The sequence below is a fragment of the Dyadobacter sp. 22481 genome, assembly GCF_052044875.1.
In the GTDB taxonomy this organism is placed as follows: domain Bacteria; phylum Bacteroidota; class Bacteroidia; order Cytophagales; family Spirosomataceae; genus Dyadobacter; species Dyadobacter endophyticus.
This window is the reverse complement of record NZ_JBQENV010000002.1, coordinates 1,720,575-1,739,600: the sequence shown is the minus strand read 5'-3', so window position 1 is coordinate 1,739,600 and position 19,026 is coordinate 1,720,575. Positions and strand designations below refer to the sequence as shown.

Below are 19,026 nucleotides of genomic sequence, written 5' to 3'. Positions count from 1 at the left end.
TATGTAAGCAAATACTTACGCAAATTTTTGAAGCGGAATTTTTCCAAAACTTTTACAATCAATGGAAACCGGGCTATTTGAGCCGTTTTTTGCCTCTGTCCAGCTTCTTGATATTCTCTACAATCAGAAGGTGCTCGGGCATTGTACCGCCAAGCTCTTGAATAGTCTGCCGTACCTTGGCACCAACCTCGAAATGTGTTTGATTCGCTTTGTCTTTGCCGACGATATTTTCACGCCTCAACTTATCGTCAGTCTGCGTGGCGCGAAAAACATTGGCAGCCAATTCGGAACTACCCATGTGGTCAGGCAGGTTCTGGCTCTTTTTCAAGCCCTTCTTCTCCCGAATCGATTTCGCATCGAGCCCTCCATACAAGCCCATGTAGCCATGGTTCTGGAATATCGCATAGTCGATCGGTTCAATAACGCCGGCCGTTTTAGCAGCTTCTGCCAGAAGGAGATTATTCCTGGTTAGCTCACCTCGAAGAAAAATGCGCTTTTCGTACTCGGTATTCAACTGATTGTACTCCTCCATTTGCCTGATTTCCTGCAAACGGGTTTGTACCGCGAAATACGTTTGCCCCAATGCAACTACTTCTTTCGCCGGATCTGCATTCTGGACGATGAGGTAACAGGCATAACGGGATAGTTTCGCACTTTCCAGTTCGCGGTTTGCTCCTGAACCAATGACAACCATTTCGTGCAAATGCACGAAATGGTTGTCGACTAGTTGACCACTTTGTTGACAGGCCTCTTTCGCCTTCTTAATAACTGGTTTAAAATTCCGGTACTCCGTGTATTCCAGCACTTTTGCCAAATCTCTGGCACTCCAGAACTCGTTACCGTTGTCGTCTGATTTTCTGATTTGCTCGAAGAGCGAGGGACCTTGTTGTGAAGTCATAACATTCAATTTTTAAGTGTGTAAAATGATTTCAACAAAGCAAAAAAATTGCTGGCACTTTTCAAATAATTTTGATATTATTGTTACCCATTTTAAGATATTCATAATATCAATAATTCACAACAACTTCATCCACAATACCTATAAATGCCTGCGCGATTCATTTCCATATGGTTCCCAAACCTTGCTACGGATCACCAGATCCGCGTCAGGCCGGAGCTGTACGGTCTCGAATTTGCCCTTTCGGTGCCCGAACGTGGCCGCATGCTGGTAAGGGCGGTGAGTGCCGAGGCCGGGGCATTGGGTATCGAAACGGGTATGGTTGTAGCGGATGCCCGGGCCATTTTACCTTCTCTTATTGTGCTGGACCATGAAGCGGAAGTTACCCGGCTAGCATTGCAGGCCCTGGCCGAATGGTGCCTGCGCTACACGCCGACCGTCGCATTGCATGCGCCCGATGGGCTGGTCCTGGATGTGACAGGTTGCGCATATCTTTGGGGTGGCGAGCACGCATATATGCATGACCTCACCGCCAGGCTTACCCAAGCCGGATACACAATACGTGCCGCAATGGCGGATACGATCGGGCTGGCGTGGGCTCACGCACATTTCGGGCGTCCCAGGGCCATTGTTCCAAGTGGTGAGCAGCATAATGCACTGCTAAAACTTCCTCCCGCAGCTCTGCGCCTTGCACCCGAAACGCTGGAAAAAATGCAAAAGCTGGGTTTTTATCATATCAACAATTTCATCGGAATACCCCCCAGAATGCTTCGCCGGCGTTTTGGGGATGACATGCTGGATAAGCTGAACAAGGCGCTGGGATACTCCCAGGAATTTATCGAACCGATCCGTCAGGCTGTCCCTTACCAGGAACGGCTTCCCTGCCTGGAACCCATCGTGACGGCCACAGGTATTGAAATAGCACTGCAAAAACTGTTGGAAACGCTTTGTGGCCGTCTCATGAAAGAGGGCAAGGGGCTTCGCAAGAGCATTTTGAGCTGCTTTCGTGTGGATGGAAAAATGCAGCAGATCGACATTGTGACTAACCGGGCCTCGCATCACGTCAAACACCTTTTCAGGCTTTTTGAACTCAAAATCAAGACCATTGCCCCGGGTTTTGGTATCGAGTTGTTCCTGCTCGAAGCACCTGAGGTAGAGGATATGACCGCTACGCAGGAAACGATGTGGGACACCGCCGGTGGTTTTGAAAATGCCGCCATTACCGAATTACTCGATGCCGTAGCCGGGCGTGCGGGTACCGAAACCATTCAGCGGTATTTGCCCGACGAACACCACTGGCCGGAAAGGTCTGTAAAAGTGGTTGCCTCCCTACGTCAGAAGCCGGAAACCAGCTGGCGTACCGACCGGCAAAGGCCCGTTTTCCTGCTTCCGAAACCCGAAATCATAGAAGTGACCGCCCCGGTTCCCGATTACCCTCCAACCGGTTTCCGGTACAAGGGGAAAGTGCATTATATCAAAAAGTCGGAAGGCCCCGAGCGCATCGAGCAGGAATGGTGGCTGCAACAAGGCCTCCATCGCGACTATTATACCTTGGAAAATCAGGAAGGGCAACGTTACTGGGTTTTCAGGCTGGGTCCCTATTCGGAAGAAAAGGAAGAAGACCTTCCCAAATGGTTTATACATGGCTTCTTTGCCTGAATATCTGTTAGGCCAGATTACACTTCATCATGAATTATACTGAATTACAAGTCACCACCAATTTCAGCTTCCTCCGCGGCGGGTCGCACCCCGAGGAGCTGGTGGAGCATGCGATGGAACTGGGCTACAAATCCATCGCCATCACCGATCGCAACACGCTCGCGGGCATCGTACGCGCGCATGCGGCCGCGAAAGGCAAGGATTTCCGTATTATCCCGGCCTGCCGCCTCGATTTGCTCGACGGCCCCAGCCTGCTCGCCTACCCTACTGACCGGGAGGCATACAGCCGCCTATCCGCATTGCTTACAGAAGGGAACCTCCGCACGGAAAAAGGCAAATGCGATCTCTACAAGGCCGATATTTACCGCCATGCAAAAGGTATCAAATTCATAGCAGTACCGCCATCCGCTTTAAATGAATTCTTCGATTTCGACCCTTCCTTTGCTCAAAACCTGAGAGAATACCGCGAGGAGCTCGGTACCAATCTATACCTCGGCGCCATACGTTCCTACCAGGGCGATGATATGAAAAAACTCTACCGCCTCGACCAGCTTTCACAGCGCTTTCATATCCCGCTGGTGGCGACCAACGATGTACATTACCACAACCTGCAAAGACGTGAATTGCAGGACGTGCTCACGTGCGTCCGCGAGAAATGCACCATTTACAACGCTGGTTTCCGCTTGCACGAAAATGCCGAAAGGTATCTGAAACCGGCTGCCGAAATGCAGCGGCTCTTCATGAAATTCCCGGAAGCAATCGAACGCACGCAGGAAATCGTGGATGCCTGTCAGTTTTCGCTGAGTAGTTTGAAATATGTGTATCCGGAGGAGTTGACTACCGAAGGGAGGACGCCAATGGAGGAACTAAAACATTTGACATGGATCGGAGCGAAAAAGAGATTTCCAAATGGTATTCGTTCCGACATACATGCGAAGATTTTGCACGAGTTTAAATTTATTGAGGAAATGAATTACGCCGCCTATTTTTTAACGGTGTACGATATTGTCCGCTTCGCCAACGAACAAAAAATACTTTGTCAGGGACGCGGCTCCGCTGCTAACTCAGTGATTTGCTATTGCCTTGGCATTACCTCCGTCGATCCTGTTGAAATTGATCTGCTTTTCGAACGCTTCATTTCTTCCTCCCGAAATGAGCCGCCTGATATCGATGTAGATTTCGAGCATGAGCGCCGGGAAGAGGTTATGCAATACATTTATAACAAATATGGTCGTGATCGGGCGGGCATTGTCGCTACTGTTACGCAGGTGCATCAAAAAGGTGCCGTGCGGGATGTTGCAAAAGCGATGGGAATGTCTATGGACGCTATCAATAGACTTTCCAGCTCACTATGGGAATTTACAGATGAATGGTTCGACGGCAAGCTTATTACTGAGCACGGTTTCAATCCCAATGACCCGCACCTGATCAAAATTCTTGACTTAACAAAGCAATACATGGGCTTCCCTCGCCAATTAGGCCAGCATACGGGTGGTTTTGTCATTACGCAGGGCAAGCTTTCCGACCTCTGCCCTATCCTTAATGCAAGGATGGAAGATCGCACGTGCATTGAATGGAACAAGGATGATATTGATACATTGGGTTTTCTGAAAATAGATGTGCTCGCGCTTGGAATGCTTACATGTATACGCAAGGCGTTCGATTTGCTACACCGGCATTATGGTATTGTTCATGATCTCGCAAGTATCCCACCCGATGATAAAAAGGTGTACGAGATGATTTGCAAAGCCGACACGATCGGTGTTTTTCAAATAGAAAGCAGGGCTCAGCAATCGATGCTTCCAAGACTTAAACCAATATGCTTTTATGATCTTGTGATTGAGGTCGCCATTGTCCGGCCCGGGCCGATTCAAGGTGATATGGTGCACCCTTATTTACGCCGAAGAAACAATGAGGAGAAAGTAGAATATCCAAAAAAAGAATTGGAGGATATCCTTCGAAAAACACTAGGAGTCCCTCTTTTCCAGGAACATGCGATGAAAATCGCTATCGTCGCAGCGGGTTTTTCGCCCACGGAAGCCGACGAATTGAGAAGGAGCATGGCCACTTTCAAATCCAAGGGCATTGTTTCCAAACTTCGTGAAAAGCTCATCACCGGTATGGTCAAAAATGGTTACGAAAAGGACTTCGCCGAGCGGATTTTCAAACAACTCGAAGGCTTCGGAAGCTACGGCTTCCCCGAAAGCCATGCCGCCAGTTTCGCGTTGCTGGTGTATGTTTCTTCGTGGATCAAATGCCACCATCCAGATGTGTTTGCGGCGGCACTGCTCAACAGTCAGCCCATGGGTTTTTACCGCCCGGCACAGATCGTGATCGATGCACAGAACCATCAAGTGGAAGTAAGGCCAATCGATATTAATCATTCTTTTTGGGATAATACCCTTGAAAATATTCCTGATAAGCCATGCGCATTAAGGCTTGGTTTCAGACAGGTGAAAGGATTGAAAGAGACAGAAATGCAGATTCTGACCAACGCCCGCACCCGGCCGTTTACGCATATTCATCAACTCCTCGAAGCCGGCATTTCCCATACCGCATTGGAAAAACTGGCAGAAGCCGATGCATTCCGGTCCATCGGCTTCGATCGTCGGCAGGCATTTTGGGAGGCTTCGGCTATGGCCGACCGGCCGATCGGGCTTTTCGAAGGACAAGGTCCTGCCAGCGAGGCGAATGTGGTGTTGCCAGAAATGACGCTGTCGGAGCACGTCATTCATGATTATGCGGCGACGTCGCTTTCGTTGAAACAACATCCGGTGAGTTTTGTGCGCGAACAGTTGAATGCGCTTGGTGCAGTGTCCAGCAAAGAACTGGAACATATTAACGACGGTAAAATAGTGAAAGTGGCCGGTTTGGTACTTGTACGGCAAAGGCCCGGAACCGCTAGCGGCATTTGTTTTATCACCGTTGAAGACGAAACCGGTACGGCAAACCTGGTCGTTTTTCAAAACCTTTTTGATACCTATCGCAAAGAAGTGCTCCGCTCCAAATTGCTGATGGTTGAGGGCAAGGTGCAAAAGGAAGGCAGCGTGATACACGTGGTGGTGAGCAAATGCATGAATGCCTCCGGCTTATTGCGGAAACTAGGCCCCACCGAGAATCAGGAACCGGACCTGCTGACGTTGTCGCGGGCCGATGAAAAAGATGAGTACGAGTCCCAGGCCAAAGTCCGGAAGTTGCAGCCCCGCAAAAACGTACAAGCTGAGATTTTCCCGGCCTCCCGGGATTTCCGGTGATTAATGCAGGGTCATATCGAGGTCAATAACCTGCATTTTGTAGTTTTCAGGCAGGAGCATGTTGCGTAGAAATGCGCCCACGCCCATTCGGCGGCTTATTTTATAAACAGGAAGTATCAAATCGAGAAACCAGCCTTGTCCCAGCCCAAGCAATTCATTTACACGGTCGGGCACAATCCGCATCTGGACACTACGCAGCAAATGATACCGGTACCAGCCTAGATGCTTCCTGTATTGTTTGTACAAATCAATTGTAAAGTCACTCTCGATCAGGTTCTCTTGCAAATGCTCCGCACGCATACGCTCCCACGCACGCAGGTTCGCGGGTAGGCCAGGTACGCCCATACCCTCTCCCACCGCACGGAAGACGGTGAATAGCTCTTCCTTTTCTGCGGTTGTGAGCTTTCTTTCGAGCAATTCGAATGACCGAGCTGAATAATCAATGAGCATGAAAAGCACATCGCGGTAGGCGCTGTCGGGAATGCGGGCATTGCGGCTGCGCTCCACGCCTTGGTGGATCGAGGCGATCTGATGAATGGCCCGCATGGCATCGTCATGTTCAGAGAACACAATTTGCCTCGCATAACCGACTGTCGAAAAAAGCCTTCCCAGTGGGTCAGCAGGCAGTTTTCCGGTAAAGTAAAGCCAGTCGACCGATTTATTCAATGCAAATTCAGCCGACGCTCCCGCAAAAATAAACAGGATCGTATCAGCCTTCCCCCAGATCTCACGCACTATTGAACCTTCATTCACAAACCATTTCATAATGCATGCCTTTTACCTATCACTATTTCAACTCCCACGACAAACACGATGCCCAATGTGTAAGCAACGATATCCAACCACGAAAAGGTCGTCCCGATGATCGTTCGGGCAACCGCATTGGCTTCCAAACCGAGTATTCTGACGATTTGCAGGTATTGCAACGCCTCTATAAACCAGGAAAACACGAGAACCAACAACGCCGCCGAAAGTATATCCAACCTGGTAACACTCCGCACAATGCAATACAGTAACACAACCACCAGCACATCGCCTCCCCAGGGTCTTACGAAATCGTCATGAACATACACCGCTATCAATACTTCTATAATGAAAATCAGCAGAGCGGCTATCAAATAATACATTCTACGCATTTCAGTTCAGGATCAGCGGTTCAGACTTGGTTACTTCGGGATAGTTTGGTTCTCTTTCCCCGCTATTAAACGTTTTGACCTTCGATAAGATAGATTCCAACAACGGTAGCATAGCATTTAATCCCCCTGTTTTAATGATAAAATTCCAAAGCGGTTCAAATTTTTTCCAGCCACCCGAGTATAAAAAATGTTTGGCAATATGCTTCACCGAGTCGTGGTGCAAGCTTGATTTGACGATATTCCTCCAACTGTAAAATGCATCATAGGCCCACCAGTAGCCTTCCTCCAATGCCCCGGCGCTAAGCCCCATTGTTTTATATACTACATGCCGGGTATCGTACCGATCCCAGTCGCGGGTCAGTATCCGGCCGCCTGCCTCCATGTTTTTGTACAATTCCGTACCCGGATACGGTGTCAATATGTGATAAGTCGAAGTAGTAATGCCGTGCTTCACGCCCCAGTCAACCGTTCGTTTGAACACGTCGTTATCGTCTTCGTCCAAACCAAAGACAAAGCTGCCGTTGATCATAATCCCCAGTGAATGCAATCGGTTCACAGCCTTCGCATAATCCTTTTCCAGATTTTGTTTTTTGTTGCTTTGCTTCAAATTTTCGGGCGAGAAAGTTTCAAAACCTACAAAAAGACTCCTCAAACCCGCATCCGCCGCCTTTTCGATCAAATTACCTCTTAATATGGCATCCACCGTCGAGGCTCCCTGAAACACGCGGTTCATTCCCCGCATTCCCTCAAAAAGCGATTCCGCGAACTTCGCATTGCCCAGCAAATGATCGTCCAGAAAATACAAATGCCTCCCCGGCAGACGGTCGATCTCCGCGAGGGCGTCATCAACCAGCTGCGTGTAAAAAGTTTTTCCTCCTTCGAAAAACGCGTCTTTGTAACAAAAACTGCAATGATGCGGGCAACCCCTAGTTACAACAATGGAATTGGGTACCAGGTAAAGATGGCGCTTGATCAGGTCTCTGCGAATGGGCGGTATGCCCGCCAAAGTACGAATCGTGGAAGTATAGATTTTCTGAGGCATGCGGTTTTTAAAATCAGCCAGAAAGCGCGGAAACGTATCCTCGCCCGGGCCAATAAAAATACTGTCGGCGTGCGGCATCGCCTCGTACGGAAGCGAGGTTACATGCAAGCCTCCCAAAATAACATAGCAGCCCTTCCGCCTGTATTGATCGGCTATGTCGTATGCCCGAAACGCATTGGTAATGTAAACCTGTATCACCACCAAATCGGGCACGTCGTCGACCAGCAACGTCTCCACGTGCTGGTCTTGCAGGTCGATTTCATCCTCCGGCGACAGGTAAGCGGCCAGCGTAGCAAGCCCCAGCGGCGGAAATAAGGAGTACTTGATTGGCCTCCACAACGGGCTCTCAGCTTCGGTTAATGCCGGCAGGATCATCTTGACTTTCATACCTACTTCTTAATTTTAAAAGTACTTTGTATTGCAAAGTAAAATGAAAATTTTGAATCAAACAAAAAAATGGCCCCGGAAAAACCGAAGGCCATTTACTATTCACAAACCTGACTAAAACATCATTTCAAATCTTCCAGCCGATAACCGAGGTAATCATCGATGATGAGTTTATAATTCAATTTCTTTCTCGGACTGTTGATATGCACGCTATAAGAGCCCTGCCCAAGCTTCGACATGTCGAACCAACGCCCGTAAGCCATGTCCTTGACCTGCTCGTGATAAATTGTGCGTAATTCGCTGTCGACAATGCGGATATCGTAGTTTTCCTGTGCAGGGTTTTTAAGAATCACCTTCATTTTTCCTTTTTGCACAACATACACATTCGACATGGCCGTTTTCAAGTTTACGCTCGGCGCCGCGCCCGGCGCCAAGCATTCCGGCTCTGACGAGCCTCGGTAATCTGTCCGGCTATCGGCTACGATATCGTACGCCTTCACTTTTTCAGACAACAATTCGCGAGCCATCAATTTCGCCAGCAGGTTGTCAAAAAGCCGTACATTCCGCTTCGTCAGCTTAACATACTTTCGCGCCATCGATTCCTGGTACAACAAATTGTTATCGCCGTCGAAGAATTGTACCACGGTGTTGCGGGAATTCGGGTCGGTGTGAACCTGCCAGTAACCTTTATCGGATTCTACGTAAGCTTGCACGTCTGCGGACTGCGCGTCGGCGGACTGCGCGTCGGCGGACTGCGCGTCGGCGGACACAAAGCTGGCGAGCCAGAGGGCGGGTGCCAGCAAAATAGCAAAATGGATTCTTTTCGTTTTCATGGCTATCAAGGGGTGGAATATTTTTTGAAAAAACACAAAAAGCACTCAATGGGAAGAGCTATCCCATTCCTTATATTGATGGCCATCAATTTGTTTCAAAGAGGATGCTTTAAGTAGTAAAGTTGCAGCGAATGTAAATTCTTTTCGAGATTGGGGCACAAAACAAACCGACAACCATGGTAACGATCACACAATTTGTTTATGTCAAAGAAGGTAAGGCGGAAATCTTTCAGCAATTTGAGTCGCTGGTACTGCCACTGATACCTCAATATAACGGAAAACTGCTCCTGAGGCTGCGTACAGGCCCGGAGCAGTTGATCGAAGGCGAACTCGAGGCGCCTTATGAAGTGCATTTGGTCAGTTTCGAATCGGAGGCGGATCTGGCCGCATACATGACCGACCAGACCCGCGAGCAGTATCTCTATCTGAAAGAAGATTCAGTCCTGAAAGTAATGACCGTAAAACAGTAGCAACGCAGTTCAGGGAGCCGGCGGAATGTACGATGGTACCACATTTGAAACCGGTTTGATGGATTTCAGATAGGCAAAAATGGCCCGCATATCGTCGTCGGCCATATTTACGTAGTTGAACCACGGCATCGGTGGCATGAGCGGACGGCTGTTTTCGAGTCCTTTGAACTTCCCTTTGCGCATAGCGGTGTTGAACTGCTCGAACGACCAGTTGCCAATTCCCGTTTCATCGGGCGTCAGATTGGCAGCAAACGACATACCCCATGGCCCTGCAAATGCAGTGCTCTGCCCGTTGAAAACCACCCATTCTCCCGTTTTGAGGATGCTTTTATCAAACGTGCCCAGCGGCTGGGTGCTGTTGTGCCCCGATAGAAAACGGTCCATATCCGGCGCAGGGCCTTTCGGTGTCATTTTTTTGGGCGCGTGGCAATCCGCACAACCCATAATCGTAACAAGGTACTCTCCCCTTTTCACGGCGTCGTCTTTCGACGCGACAACGACGCTTTCGTGCTTGGTGCTGGTTTCCGACGAGGTAAACGTAACGCCTTTGGGCGCTTCGGATTGCTTTGTAAAGGCACAAATAGACCATACGGCGGCCGAAGCAGCCAGGTAAACAAGTTTCATGGTGAATAGATTTAAAGTTTAAAACCGGATCAGGCGAACCTCACTTGCTTTTCGGGTAACCTGAAATATTGATATTGATCCAGGAATATGCTGGTCGGCACTTCCCGGGTAAATTCCTTGAAATCGCGGATAAAATGTGCCTGGTCGGAATAGCCGAATTTATACGAAACGTCGGCCCAATTCGGCGTGGAAGACATGCCGCGAAATGATTCGTAGGCGTTCCTGAACCGGATAATGCGCTGATACATTTTGGGCGTGGTGCCGTAATGGCCTTTAAAAATCCTTTCCAGCTGCCTTTTGCCGATGTACAAATTTTCACTCAAAGCATCGATCGACAACCGGCCCTGCGTTTGACGGATCAGCCGCGTGGCTTCTGAAATGTGGAGTTGTTTTGAATGCGCATTTTTCAAAAGCCCGAGCAGGAACGCTTCCGTAATGCGCACAACCTCACCTATGTCCCGTAGCCCATATACGTTGTCGACAAGCCGGTTTATTTCTTTTCCGAAATAGCTTTCGACGTCGGTGAACTGGTTAAACAGCGGTGCTATCGGCACATTGAACAGTTCCATCGCGCTTTCCGGCCGCAACCGTATCCCGAATTTCCTGCACGAGCCTACTGTTTTCCATTGCACGGCGTCGCGATACAATCCTACGAGAAACGCAGGCGGCAACTTTTCCCATTGTCCGTTAAAAAACGCATCGCAACGATTATCATCCAGATGAAGAATAAGCTCCAACGTCCCAAACGGCATGCAGCGCTGCACCGGCGACTCATGCTCGCCCACCGTTTCGAAGCGGTGCAACCAGTAGCACTCCACATATTGCTGTAATTCGGCAGATGGTTTAAATTCCTGATAACCTGAGTTCATCGTTCGCGAAAAGGGCTTTTTGTATTGACGCTACAAAACTAGGGTTATTCTGAAAGCGTGTATTGTAAAAAAGCGACATCTAAAACTTAATTACTTAAAAATGAGGATATTACTGGGTATTTGAGTTAGTAAGCGGCGATAAAAATGCCCTACGAGCGCCAATCATCGCTCGCGAAGGCATGTGAGAGCAACGCAGCTATGGGTGAATGGAAAGGCCAGGATTTCAGGATCGGGGTCTTTTGCCTCAATCGACCACGTCAAACCCTTTCCCGTGGTTCAGCACCACGTGCGTACTGACTTTCCTGCCTTCGAGCTCTATAATGCGGTAGCCGTAATACCGGCTGTGAATTACAATCTCCAACGGATTCTTCTCCATTTGTACCGACGCCGCGGGGCTTACGTATTGCGTAATATTTTCTTCTTTGGTAAAATCATCGGTATGATAATGCCCGCTGAAAACTGTGATCTCGCGCCCGCTGCGTACGAGGACATTTTTCACCGCCTCACGATTGAGTAATGGATATTTAAAATCAACTGCCGTGAGAACCTGCAACACAGGGTGGTGAATAAAAAGCAGCACATGCTTAGTGGTAACCAGTTCATTTTCCAGCCATTGCAGTTGCATTTCACTGATTGAATCCGACGAAGAATCGAGGAAAATGTATTTGAAACGTTCATCCTCGGTAGCATGGAACATTTCACTTTTTGTTTTCAGGTATTCCGGAAGATAATGCAGCCGGATATCGGCAAACTGGTCGTGGTTACCGGGTATGACTGTAAAGTCAAAATCTTTAAGCAATGCAAAAAAGCGCTGATACGCGTCGGAATGACCGATATCGCCGGTAAAAATCACTTCCCTGATCCCGCGCGCGCCTACGTCCTGCAAGATCAGTTTCAGGTTGGTGTCGGTATCCGAGCCATGTTTCGCCGACCACTCTTCCATTAAATGAATATCCGTTATCTGCGCAATCCGTTTCATAGCCGCTAGTTTGTTTCTTTTCAAATTACGCAGAAAATCGCTGCAATAACTGATCCAATTGGGCGATTCGGACGGTGCCAATATTGTGGTGCCCTCTAATCGCACCAGTAATAGCGCCTATCCTCGCGATTTGTAGCGAAACTCGCGTAAGCGCCTTTTACGAAAGGACTCGATCGCGCCTCCAACATGCGGACACCCTTCCATACATAATGGCAAAACAGCCCCACAAGCGACGAGGCTGCGATCCCAGCACACGTCGGTGCGTTCCTACCCCTTTCGTACGATCCCGGAAATCCATAAGCAACCAAAGCAGCCCCCTCCGGCGCTAATACCACCCCAAAAAATGCCGCAGACTGCGCCAGTGCCGACAGTCCGACAACCAGCCGGTTCGGTGGGCCGGGCAAAAACGAGGACACAATCAGTAAAACCAGTAAAATATTTTCGAATGATTGCTTTGCGTTCACGCGAGCAACAATTGATTTTTATCTCTAACTTTCACACCCTTTAATACCTAAAAAATTTATGAAGAAATTATTCCAAACCAACCTGTACCGGACTTCCCGGAACTTAATGCTTTCGGCGGGTGCCCTGCTGATGGCAACCTTTTCTACAAAAGCCGACACCGCTCCCCTCGCTTCCTCTCTCGAAGGCCGCTGGGACATTAGCGTGGATGCAAACGGCAAGACGCTGCCATCCTGGCTGGAAGTGCGCCATTCGGGTACCAAAACGCTCGTAGGCCAGTTTACCGGCTTCTCGGGCAGTGCCCGCCCTATTTCCGTGGTACATTTTAACGAAGGCAAATTCGATTTCGCAATCCCGCCACAATGGGAACGCGGCGAGAGCGATCTCAAAGTAGAAGGCACGGTGTCCGGGGATGCCATTACCGGATCATTGACCACGCCCGACGGCAAAACTTACAGCTACAAAGGCGTGCGCGCCCCGGCATTGCGCGGGAAAGCCACACCTGCATGGGGGGCGCCAATCAAACTGACAGCTGGGAATGAGATTAAAGGATGGCACGCGACCGGCGAAAACCAGTGGATCGCAGAAAATGGTATCCTCCGCAGCCCTAAGTCCGGTGTTAACCTGGTTACAGACCAGAAATTCGGCGATTTCAAACTGCATATCGAGTTCCGGATTCCGAAAGGCAGCAACAGCGGCGTGTACCTGCGCGGCCGTTACGAAGTGCAGATCACCGACGGCAAAGGCATGGAACCCGCGCTCGACCAGATGGGCGCAATCTACGGTTTCATTACCCCGAGCGAAATGGTAGCCAAAGAAGCCGGCGAATGGAACACATTCGACATTACGTTGGTGGGCAGAATGCTTACACTCGTCGCGAACGGCAAAACGGTGATCAGCAACCAGGAGATCCCAGGCATTACCGGCGGCGCATTGGACAGCAACGAAGGCGAAGCCGGCCCGCTCTACATCCAGGGCGACCACGGCCCGGTGGAATACCGCAACATCGTGATCACACCCGCGAAATAACCGATTAGCAATCGCTTAAAAGGCCGCTACCCTGCCCTTTTCAACCCCATATAATGGCTGCGCAAAGGTTTATCGAAATGCTCAATCGAGTACCGCAGCAAGGTCCGGGGCATGGTAGCGGCATATTTATCCAGAAATTTCTGCAACTGCGGCCGGTTGATCTGCCCGGCGCTGCGCAGCATCCAGCCGGTGGCTTTGTGAATGAGGTCTTCCTTATTATCTAAAAGCAGCTCGGCGATCCGGAAAGTATCTTCAATATCCCCTTTTCGGATGAAATACCCGGTAGCAACAATCGCCGTCCGGCGTTCCCAGATGCTGTCGGAAGCGGCCAATTCAAAAAGCACATCCCGCGGCTTGCCTGAAATGTACAAATACCCGCCTACCACATGCGGCGCACAGATATCGACCAGATCCCAATTGTTGATCCTGTGCGTATTTCGCAAATAGAACTCATAAAGCAGTTTCCGCTGATCAAGCGTCGTCTTTTTATTTCTGGCCTGCTTATCGATAATACTCAGCGCCCCTGTTCGGATCTCATGGATGGGGCTTTGCAGCAACAGTTCCAGCTCTTCCAGGGGCATATCAATGTAAGCTTTCGCCATTTCGAAAATCTGCCCCATGCGCACACCCATAAACACATCACCCTCCCCATATTGCCCTTCCCCGGTTTTGAAGTAGCGCATGAGTTTCATCGCTTCGACCGGTGAGCGGAATTTTTCGATGTGCTCCACAAATTGCCGGGCCGTCGGATTCAGTGGCTTTTCCTTAATTAATTCAATGGCTGCCATAGAACTGTTGTAATAAGTGCTTTTTCCAAATATAGTGATATAAAAATGATCAAATGATAACCCACGGGTAACAGCCGGTAAAGCCCCCCGCGATAATTTTGACGTCCTAAACTCACCAGCATTCATGGATTCAAGAAGAGATTTCCTTAGAAAAGCTGCCCTGCTCGCGGGTACGGGCGCCATGGCAAATACACTCCCGCCCGTGATACAAAAGGCCCTGGCCATCGACCCTGCACCAGGCAGTACATTTTACGATGCCGAGCATATCGTATTCCTCATGCAGGAAAACCGCTCGTTCGATCACCAGCTGGGCATGTTGCAGGGCGTACGAGGCTTCAACGACCCGCGCGCGATCGAGCTCCCCGATAAAAACAAGGTTTGGTTCCAAACCAACAAGGCCGGTGAAACCTACGGCCCTTTCCGCCTCAATGTAAAAGACACGAAGGTCGCCTGGATGGGCTCCATTCCCCACGGCTGGACCGACCAAACCGACGCCATGAACAATGGCAAATACGACCGCTGGCTCGACGTAAAAGCACCTCGCAACAAGCAGTATGCGCACATCCCGCTCACAATGGGCTATTGCGACCGTAACGATTTCCCGTTCTACTACTCCCTTGCCGACGCATTCACCGTCTGCGATCATAACTTCTGTTCGAGCATTACCGGCACGCATCCCAACCGCTATTATTGGATGACCGGCACCGTCCGCGAGAAAAACGAGCCTTCCGGCATTGCGCATTTGTGGAATATCAGCAATTACGAGTATCCCGAACTCACCTGGAAAACATACCCGGAACGTCTGGAAGAAAACGGCGTCAGCTGGAAGGTTTACCAGAATGAGCTCACAATGGGTTACGGTCTCAAAGGCGAGGAAAGCGAGTGGCTGAGCAACTTTGGTACCAATGTTCTGGAATATTTCAAAGCTTACAACGTGCGGTTCCACGAAGGCGGGATCGCCAATCTCGAAAATAAAAGGCAGACCGTCGTGCAGACAATTTCCGATCTTGAAAAGGAATCGGCAACCGACCCGCGGGCAGCGACAAGAGCCGAAGCTGCAAAAAGGCTATTGAAAAACATCGAAACAGCGCAAACGAAGTTCAATAAGGATACGCTGGCAAACCTTTCGGGCAAAGACAAAAAACTGAATGACAAGGCCTTTACAACCAACATCAGCGACCCGCACTTCCATGAACTGACGGCTATGCAGTACTCCGATAATGGCACGGACCGGACTCTGAATGTTCCCAAAGGCGATATTTTCCATCAGTTCCGCGAGGATGTTAAAAACGGCACATTACCGACGGTTTCGTGGCTGATGTCGCCCGCACGCTTCTCGGATCACCCCGGCGAGCCCTGGTTTGGCCCCTGGTATGTGAGCGAGGCGATGGAGATTTTGCTACAAAATCCCGAGGTTTGGAAAAAGACGATTTTCATTGTGACTTATGATGAGAATGACGGGTATTTCGATCATTTGCCCCCATTTACAGTTCCAAATCCTTATAAAGAGAACACAGGAAAAGTATCCGCAGGCATCGACCCGAAAATGGATTTCGCATTGGCCGACCAGCAAACGAATCCTTCCGCCAATCCCGCTAGTATCCGTGAAGGTTCAATCGGCCTGGGCTACCGCGTACCGATGATCATAGCTTCGCCCTGGTCAAGAGGTGGTTATGTCAATTCAGAGGTGTTTGACCATACTTCTTCGCTGCAATTCCTGGAAAATTTCCTTCAAAAGAAATTTAACAAAAACGTGTATGAAGAGAATATTACGCAATGGCGCCGGACGATTTGCGGCGACCTGACCTCGGTCTTCCGGCCCTATAATGGCGAAAAAATCGAGAAGCCGGTTTTCCTGCAGCAAAAACCATTTATCGAAAGCATTCACCAGGCCCAGTTCAAGCAAGCTCCGGAAAATTTCAAAAAGCTCGGGACTACGGAACTTGCGGATCTTAACAAGGACCGCACAAACTCGCCGCTATTCCCAACTCAGGAAAAAGGCGTGCGCCCGGCCTGTGCATTGCCTTATGAGCCATTTGTGAATGCACAAACAGGCAAATCCGGCAATACGCTTCAATTGTCTTTCAAGGCAGGCAACCAGCTTTTCGGAGCCAAATCGAGCGGTATCCCCTTCCGCGTATATGCCATGCGGCCCTACCGCAACGAAACACTCCGCTCCTGGGATTACAGCGTAGCGGCCGGCGATACACTTACGGACGAATTCCAACTCACCGATTTTGAAAACAACACCTACCATATGCGCGTATACGGGCCTAACGGCTTTTACCGCGAATTCATCGGAGGGGCCTCCAATCCGAAACTGAAAGTAAGTTGCGAACATGAGGTAAAATCTTCGAAACCAACGGGTAATGTGCTCGTGAGGATCGAAAACCTGGATTCGAAGCCGCATAGCGTAGTCATCGAAGACAACAGCTATAAAACCGCTGCCAAGAACAAGACATTCGCTGTTGGCGGCAAGGCTTCGCTTGTGATGGATTTGGGCAAATCATTCCAATGGTACGATTTCAGCGTGAAAGTGAAAGGGCATGAGGGTTATGAAGAGCGGTTTGCAGGACATGTCGAAACCGGTGCCGTTACGAAAACCGATCCGTTGATGGGAGGCGTTGTGTAAGGCCGGGAACGATCCTGTTCCCGGCCTGCCAATGCGGTTGATGAAATGTAATCTGACTGTTATTTGGTGAATGGAATTAACGCACGCACCTTCTCATTACGCAAATACAATCCCGCCCACACCAGCACACCAAACACCGAGGCGAAATACAACGGCTGCCCGGCACGTACCATGACCGCAATCGCTCCCCCGAGGTAACCGGTAATCAGAATAGCTCCCAGAATGGATGTGCGCGGGATAATGTAAAGGATCGTCGAAATGAGCAATGCGATCCCGATGCTTTGTACCTGGTCCACAGGCCAGCCCAGTGCGGCCGAACCTTCGACATGATGTGATTCCTTGATCACTTTCCCAACGGCATCAAATAGCAGGAACAGAATGCACAATGCGCTGATGATTTTACCAACGAGAGCGGCTTTGTCGGTACGAGATTTTGCGCCTGGGGTAACAAATGTAGCTTCCATGATTTCTTTTGGTTTATATAGTTTTTGTGACTGATTGGTTGATACAAAACTAATGGGTACCAAAAGGATGGGCGCTGTGTAAATACGGCATTGTTGGGGGGCGTTTGCGCCACCAGCAAAATGTTCTACGCTCTATCAGGCGCAATTGAAGCGTTTGTATTGCGTTTTAGGTTACAAAAAGTAGAAATTATTAGTAACTTGCTTATAACTCAAATTCAAACGTAGCCCGCAGAAACTGAAATATGAAAGAACCGATCATGCAGGATCACATCCTTGCAGCAAGTATCCGCAATGGCGACATCCCCTCATTTACAAGGGTGTACGAAACATATCACGCCTATTTGTTCCGCTTTGCACTACGGTTTTTGAAATCCACAGAACATGCCGAAGAAGCCGTACACGATGTGTTCCTGAAATTGTGGGAAAACCGCGATGGACTGAATAATGAATCTTCCCTGAAATGTTACCTGCTCAAAATCTGCAAAAGCCACATTTTACATACGCTCACACGCGCAAGTAAAAGTCAGGCTATGTTGCAATTGTGATCAATCCGAACCGGGCCAGATAAATGGATAAAGAAATTCATATCAGGAACCTCGTTTACAAATACATCTCGAACCAATGCGATGGTCACGAGCAGGATGAGCTGCTCAGACACCTGCAAACCCCAGCCGGGAAATGGGTTTTTGATGAAGTAATGACTTCGGAAGCCGGTAAAATCTTTACAAAAAGCGAAGAAATAGAACCGGCCGTTTCCAGTCGGCTGCTCGGACGTTTGCACCGGAGCATGTTACCGGAAGAAACCGCCAACGAACATCCGCTGCCATTTTATCGAAAAAGCGGTTTCATGCTAATAAGCGCCGTCGTACTGGTATTGCTGGTTGCGTTGGCCGTCTACTGGTTTACAGTGTGAGCGAAACCTCCCTTATTTTTTAATATACTCGTCCGTAAAGTGCTTTCTGGTCTTGGGCTGCGCGAATTTTTCGTCGTTATAATTCTGCGATTTGCCTCTGGGAATGGATAGCGATGACCATTTTTCATCCAGTGCCATTTTGCCGATAAATACGATTTGCCCCACATGGTAGGGGTAATGCGCCAACTGCCGGTTAACGGATTCTATCACCGAGTGCCCTTGGTTTCGGATGTAAACAATTGTATTCCAATTAGATTCGCTCAGTGTATCGAGCGCATTGAAAAGGCAACTCCAACCTTCGTTCCATTTCGCAAGAAGATCGTCCCGGCCATTGATATCGTTTTCGAATTCAGCGTCGCGGTTACGCCACTCCTTTTCCCCGTCGGTCGTCAGAAAATCGGTCCAGCGGGAGAGCATATTGCCCCACAAGTGCTTCACAATGCTGGCAATGCTGTTGCTTTCGTCATTGTATTTCCAGAAAAGCTGCTCGTCGCTCAGCTGCGCGAGCGTCTTTTCACCCAGCATTTTGTAATATTCAAATTGCTTCCTGACGCTGTCGATGTATTCCTGGCTCATAGCTTTATGAT

19 protein-coding genes are annotated in these 19,026 nt (G+C 49.3%); 7 read left to right on the top strand and 12 right to left on the bottom strand.

Annotated elements, in window-relative coordinates; all coding sequences use genetic code 11:
- Positions 1-73: 73 nt before the first annotated feature.
- Positions 74-898 (bottom strand): DNA damage-inducible protein D, encoded by an 825-nt coding sequence (gene dinD / locus ACTJJJ_RS17315; protein ID WP_426293460.1) that lies wholly within the window; start codon positions 896-898, stop codon positions 74-76.
- A 147-nt stretch (positions 899-1,045) separates the two neighbouring features.
- On the opposite strand from dinD, the gene ACTJJJ_RS17310 reads away from it, so the two are divergent.
- Both ACTJJJ_RS17310 and ACTJJJ_RS17305 read left to right on the top strand, forming a co-directional pair.
- Positions 1,046-2,557, top strand: coding sequence for a Y-family DNA polymerase (locus tag ACTJJJ_RS17310; protein WP_440702490.1), 1,512 nt, complete (start codon positions 1,046-1,048; stop codon positions 2,555-2,557).
- Positions 2,558-2,586: 29 nt separating this feature from the next.
- On the top strand, positions 2,587-5,811 hold the full coding sequence (locus ACTJJJ_RS17305) for an error-prone DNA polymerase (protein ID WP_440702489.1): 3,225 nt from the start codon (positions 2,587-2,589) through the stop codon (positions 5,809-5,811).
- On the opposite strand, the gene ACTJJJ_RS17300 is transcribed toward ACTJJJ_RS17305, so the two are convergent.
- From ACTJJJ_RS17300 to ACTJJJ_RS17285, 4 genes are all read right to left on the bottom strand, one after another.
- Positions 5,812-6,576, bottom strand: coding sequence for an oxygenase MpaB family protein (locus tag ACTJJJ_RS17300; protein WP_440702488.1), 765 nt, complete (start codon positions 6,574-6,576; stop codon positions 5,812-5,814).
- Positions 6,573-6,938: a DUF2809 domain-containing protein gene (locus ACTJJJ_RS17295; protein WP_426293456.1), complete on the bottom strand. Its 366-nt coding sequence runs from the start codon at positions 6,936-6,938 to the stop codon at positions 6,573-6,575. Before ACTJJJ_RS17295 ends, ACTJJJ_RS17300 begins: the two co-directional genes overlap by 4 nt.
- A gap of 10 nt (positions 6,939-6,948) precedes the next feature.
- A complete protein-coding gene (locus tag ACTJJJ_RS17290; RefSeq protein ID WP_440702487.1) occupies positions 6,949-8,376 on the bottom strand; it encodes a B12-binding domain-containing radical SAM protein in 1,428 nt (475 codons plus the stop codon).
- 122 nt (positions 8,377-8,498) lie between these two features.
- Complete coding sequence (locus ACTJJJ_RS17285) at positions 8,499-9,209, bottom strand: hypothetical protein (protein WP_440702486.1); 711 nt, start codon at positions 9,207-9,209, stop codon at positions 8,499-8,501.
- A 176-nt stretch (positions 9,210-9,385) separates the two neighbouring features.
- Here ACTJJJ_RS17285 and ACTJJJ_RS17280 point away from each other — a divergent pair, with 176 nt between their 5' ends.
- Positions 9,386-9,679: a DUF1330 domain-containing protein gene (locus ACTJJJ_RS17280; protein ID WP_440702485.1), complete on the top strand. Its 294-nt coding sequence runs from the start codon at positions 9,386-9,388 to the stop codon at positions 9,677-9,679.
- Between the two features lie 9 nt (positions 9,680-9,688).
- Here the strand turns inward: ACTJJJ_RS17280 and ACTJJJ_RS17275 are convergent, their stop codons facing one another.
- From ACTJJJ_RS17275 to ACTJJJ_RS17260, 4 genes are all read right to left on the bottom strand, one after another.
- Positions 9,689-10,303, bottom strand: a complete 615-nt coding sequence (locus ACTJJJ_RS17275) for a c-type cytochrome (protein WP_426293452.1) — start codon at positions 10,301-10,303, stop codon at positions 9,689-9,691.
- 29 nt (positions 10,304-10,332) lie between these two features.
- Positions 10,333-11,172 carry a DUF6597 domain-containing transcriptional factor gene (locus ACTJJJ_RS17270; RefSeq protein ID WP_440702484.1) on the bottom strand — a complete coding sequence of 280 codons (840 nt, stop codon included), beginning with the start codon at positions 11,170-11,172 and terminating at the stop codon, positions 10,333-10,335.
- Positions 11,173-11,416: 244 nt separating this feature from the next.
- Positions 11,417-12,151: a metallophosphoesterase family protein gene (locus ACTJJJ_RS17265; protein ID WP_440702483.1), complete on the bottom strand. Its 735-nt coding sequence runs from the start codon at positions 12,149-12,151 to the stop codon at positions 11,417-11,419.
- A gap of 95 nt (positions 12,152-12,246) precedes the next feature.
- Positions 12,247-12,615 carry a hypothetical protein gene (locus tag ACTJJJ_RS17260; protein ID WP_440702482.1) on the bottom strand — a complete coding sequence of 123 codons (369 nt, stop codon included), beginning with the start codon at positions 12,613-12,615 and terminating at the stop codon, positions 12,247-12,249.
- Between the two features lie 58 nt (positions 12,616-12,673).
- On the opposite strand from ACTJJJ_RS17260, the gene ACTJJJ_RS17255 reads away from it, so the two are divergent.
- Complete coding sequence (locus tag ACTJJJ_RS17255) at positions 12,674-13,642, top strand: 3-keto-disaccharide hydrolase (protein WP_440702481.1); 969 nt, start codon at positions 12,674-12,676, stop codon at positions 13,640-13,642.
- 26 nt (positions 13,643-13,668) lie between these two features.
- Here ACTJJJ_RS17255 and ACTJJJ_RS17250 read toward each other — a convergent pair whose 3' ends face one another.
- Positions 13,669-14,430 (bottom strand): DNA alkylation repair protein, encoded by a 762-nt coding sequence (locus ACTJJJ_RS17250; RefSeq protein WP_188933017.1) that lies wholly within the window; start codon positions 14,428-14,430, stop codon positions 13,669-13,671.
- 124 nt (positions 14,431-14,554) lie between these two features.
- Between ACTJJJ_RS17250 and ACTJJJ_RS17245 the strand changes: the two genes are divergently transcribed.
- Entirely contained in the window at positions 14,555-17,062 is a 2,508-nt protein-coding gene (locus ACTJJJ_RS17245) for a phosphocholine-specific phospholipase C (RefSeq protein WP_440702480.1), read from the top strand.
- A 59-nt stretch (positions 17,063-17,121) separates the two neighbouring features.
- Here the strand turns inward: ACTJJJ_RS17245 and ACTJJJ_RS17240 are convergent, their stop codons facing one another.
- On the bottom strand, positions 17,122-17,526 hold the full coding sequence (locus tag ACTJJJ_RS17240) for a DoxX family protein (RefSeq protein WP_188933020.1): 405 nt from the start codon (positions 17,524-17,526) through the stop codon (positions 17,122-17,124).
- A 242-nt stretch (positions 17,527-17,768) separates the two neighbouring features.
- Here ACTJJJ_RS17240 and ACTJJJ_RS17235 point away from each other — a divergent pair, with 242 nt between their 5' ends.
- Together ACTJJJ_RS17235 and ACTJJJ_RS17230 are read left to right on the top strand one after the other, a co-directional pair.
- A complete protein-coding gene (locus tag ACTJJJ_RS17235; protein ID WP_188933022.1) occupies positions 17,769-18,071 on the top strand; it encodes an RNA polymerase sigma factor in 303 nt (100 codons plus the stop codon).
- Between the two features lie 23 nt (positions 18,072-18,094).
- Positions 18,095-18,439, top strand: a complete 345-nt coding sequence (locus ACTJJJ_RS17230; RefSeq protein WP_440702479.1) for a hypothetical protein — start codon at positions 18,095-18,097, stop codon at positions 18,437-18,439.
- 12 nt (positions 18,440-18,451) lie between these two features.
- Here the strand turns inward: ACTJJJ_RS17230 and ACTJJJ_RS17225 are convergent, their stop codons facing one another.
- Positions 18,452-19,015, bottom strand: a complete 564-nt coding sequence (locus tag ACTJJJ_RS17225) for a DUF1572 domain-containing protein (protein ID WP_440702478.1) — start codon at positions 19,013-19,015, stop codon at positions 18,452-18,454.
- Positions 19,016-19,026 lie beyond the last annotated feature (11 nt).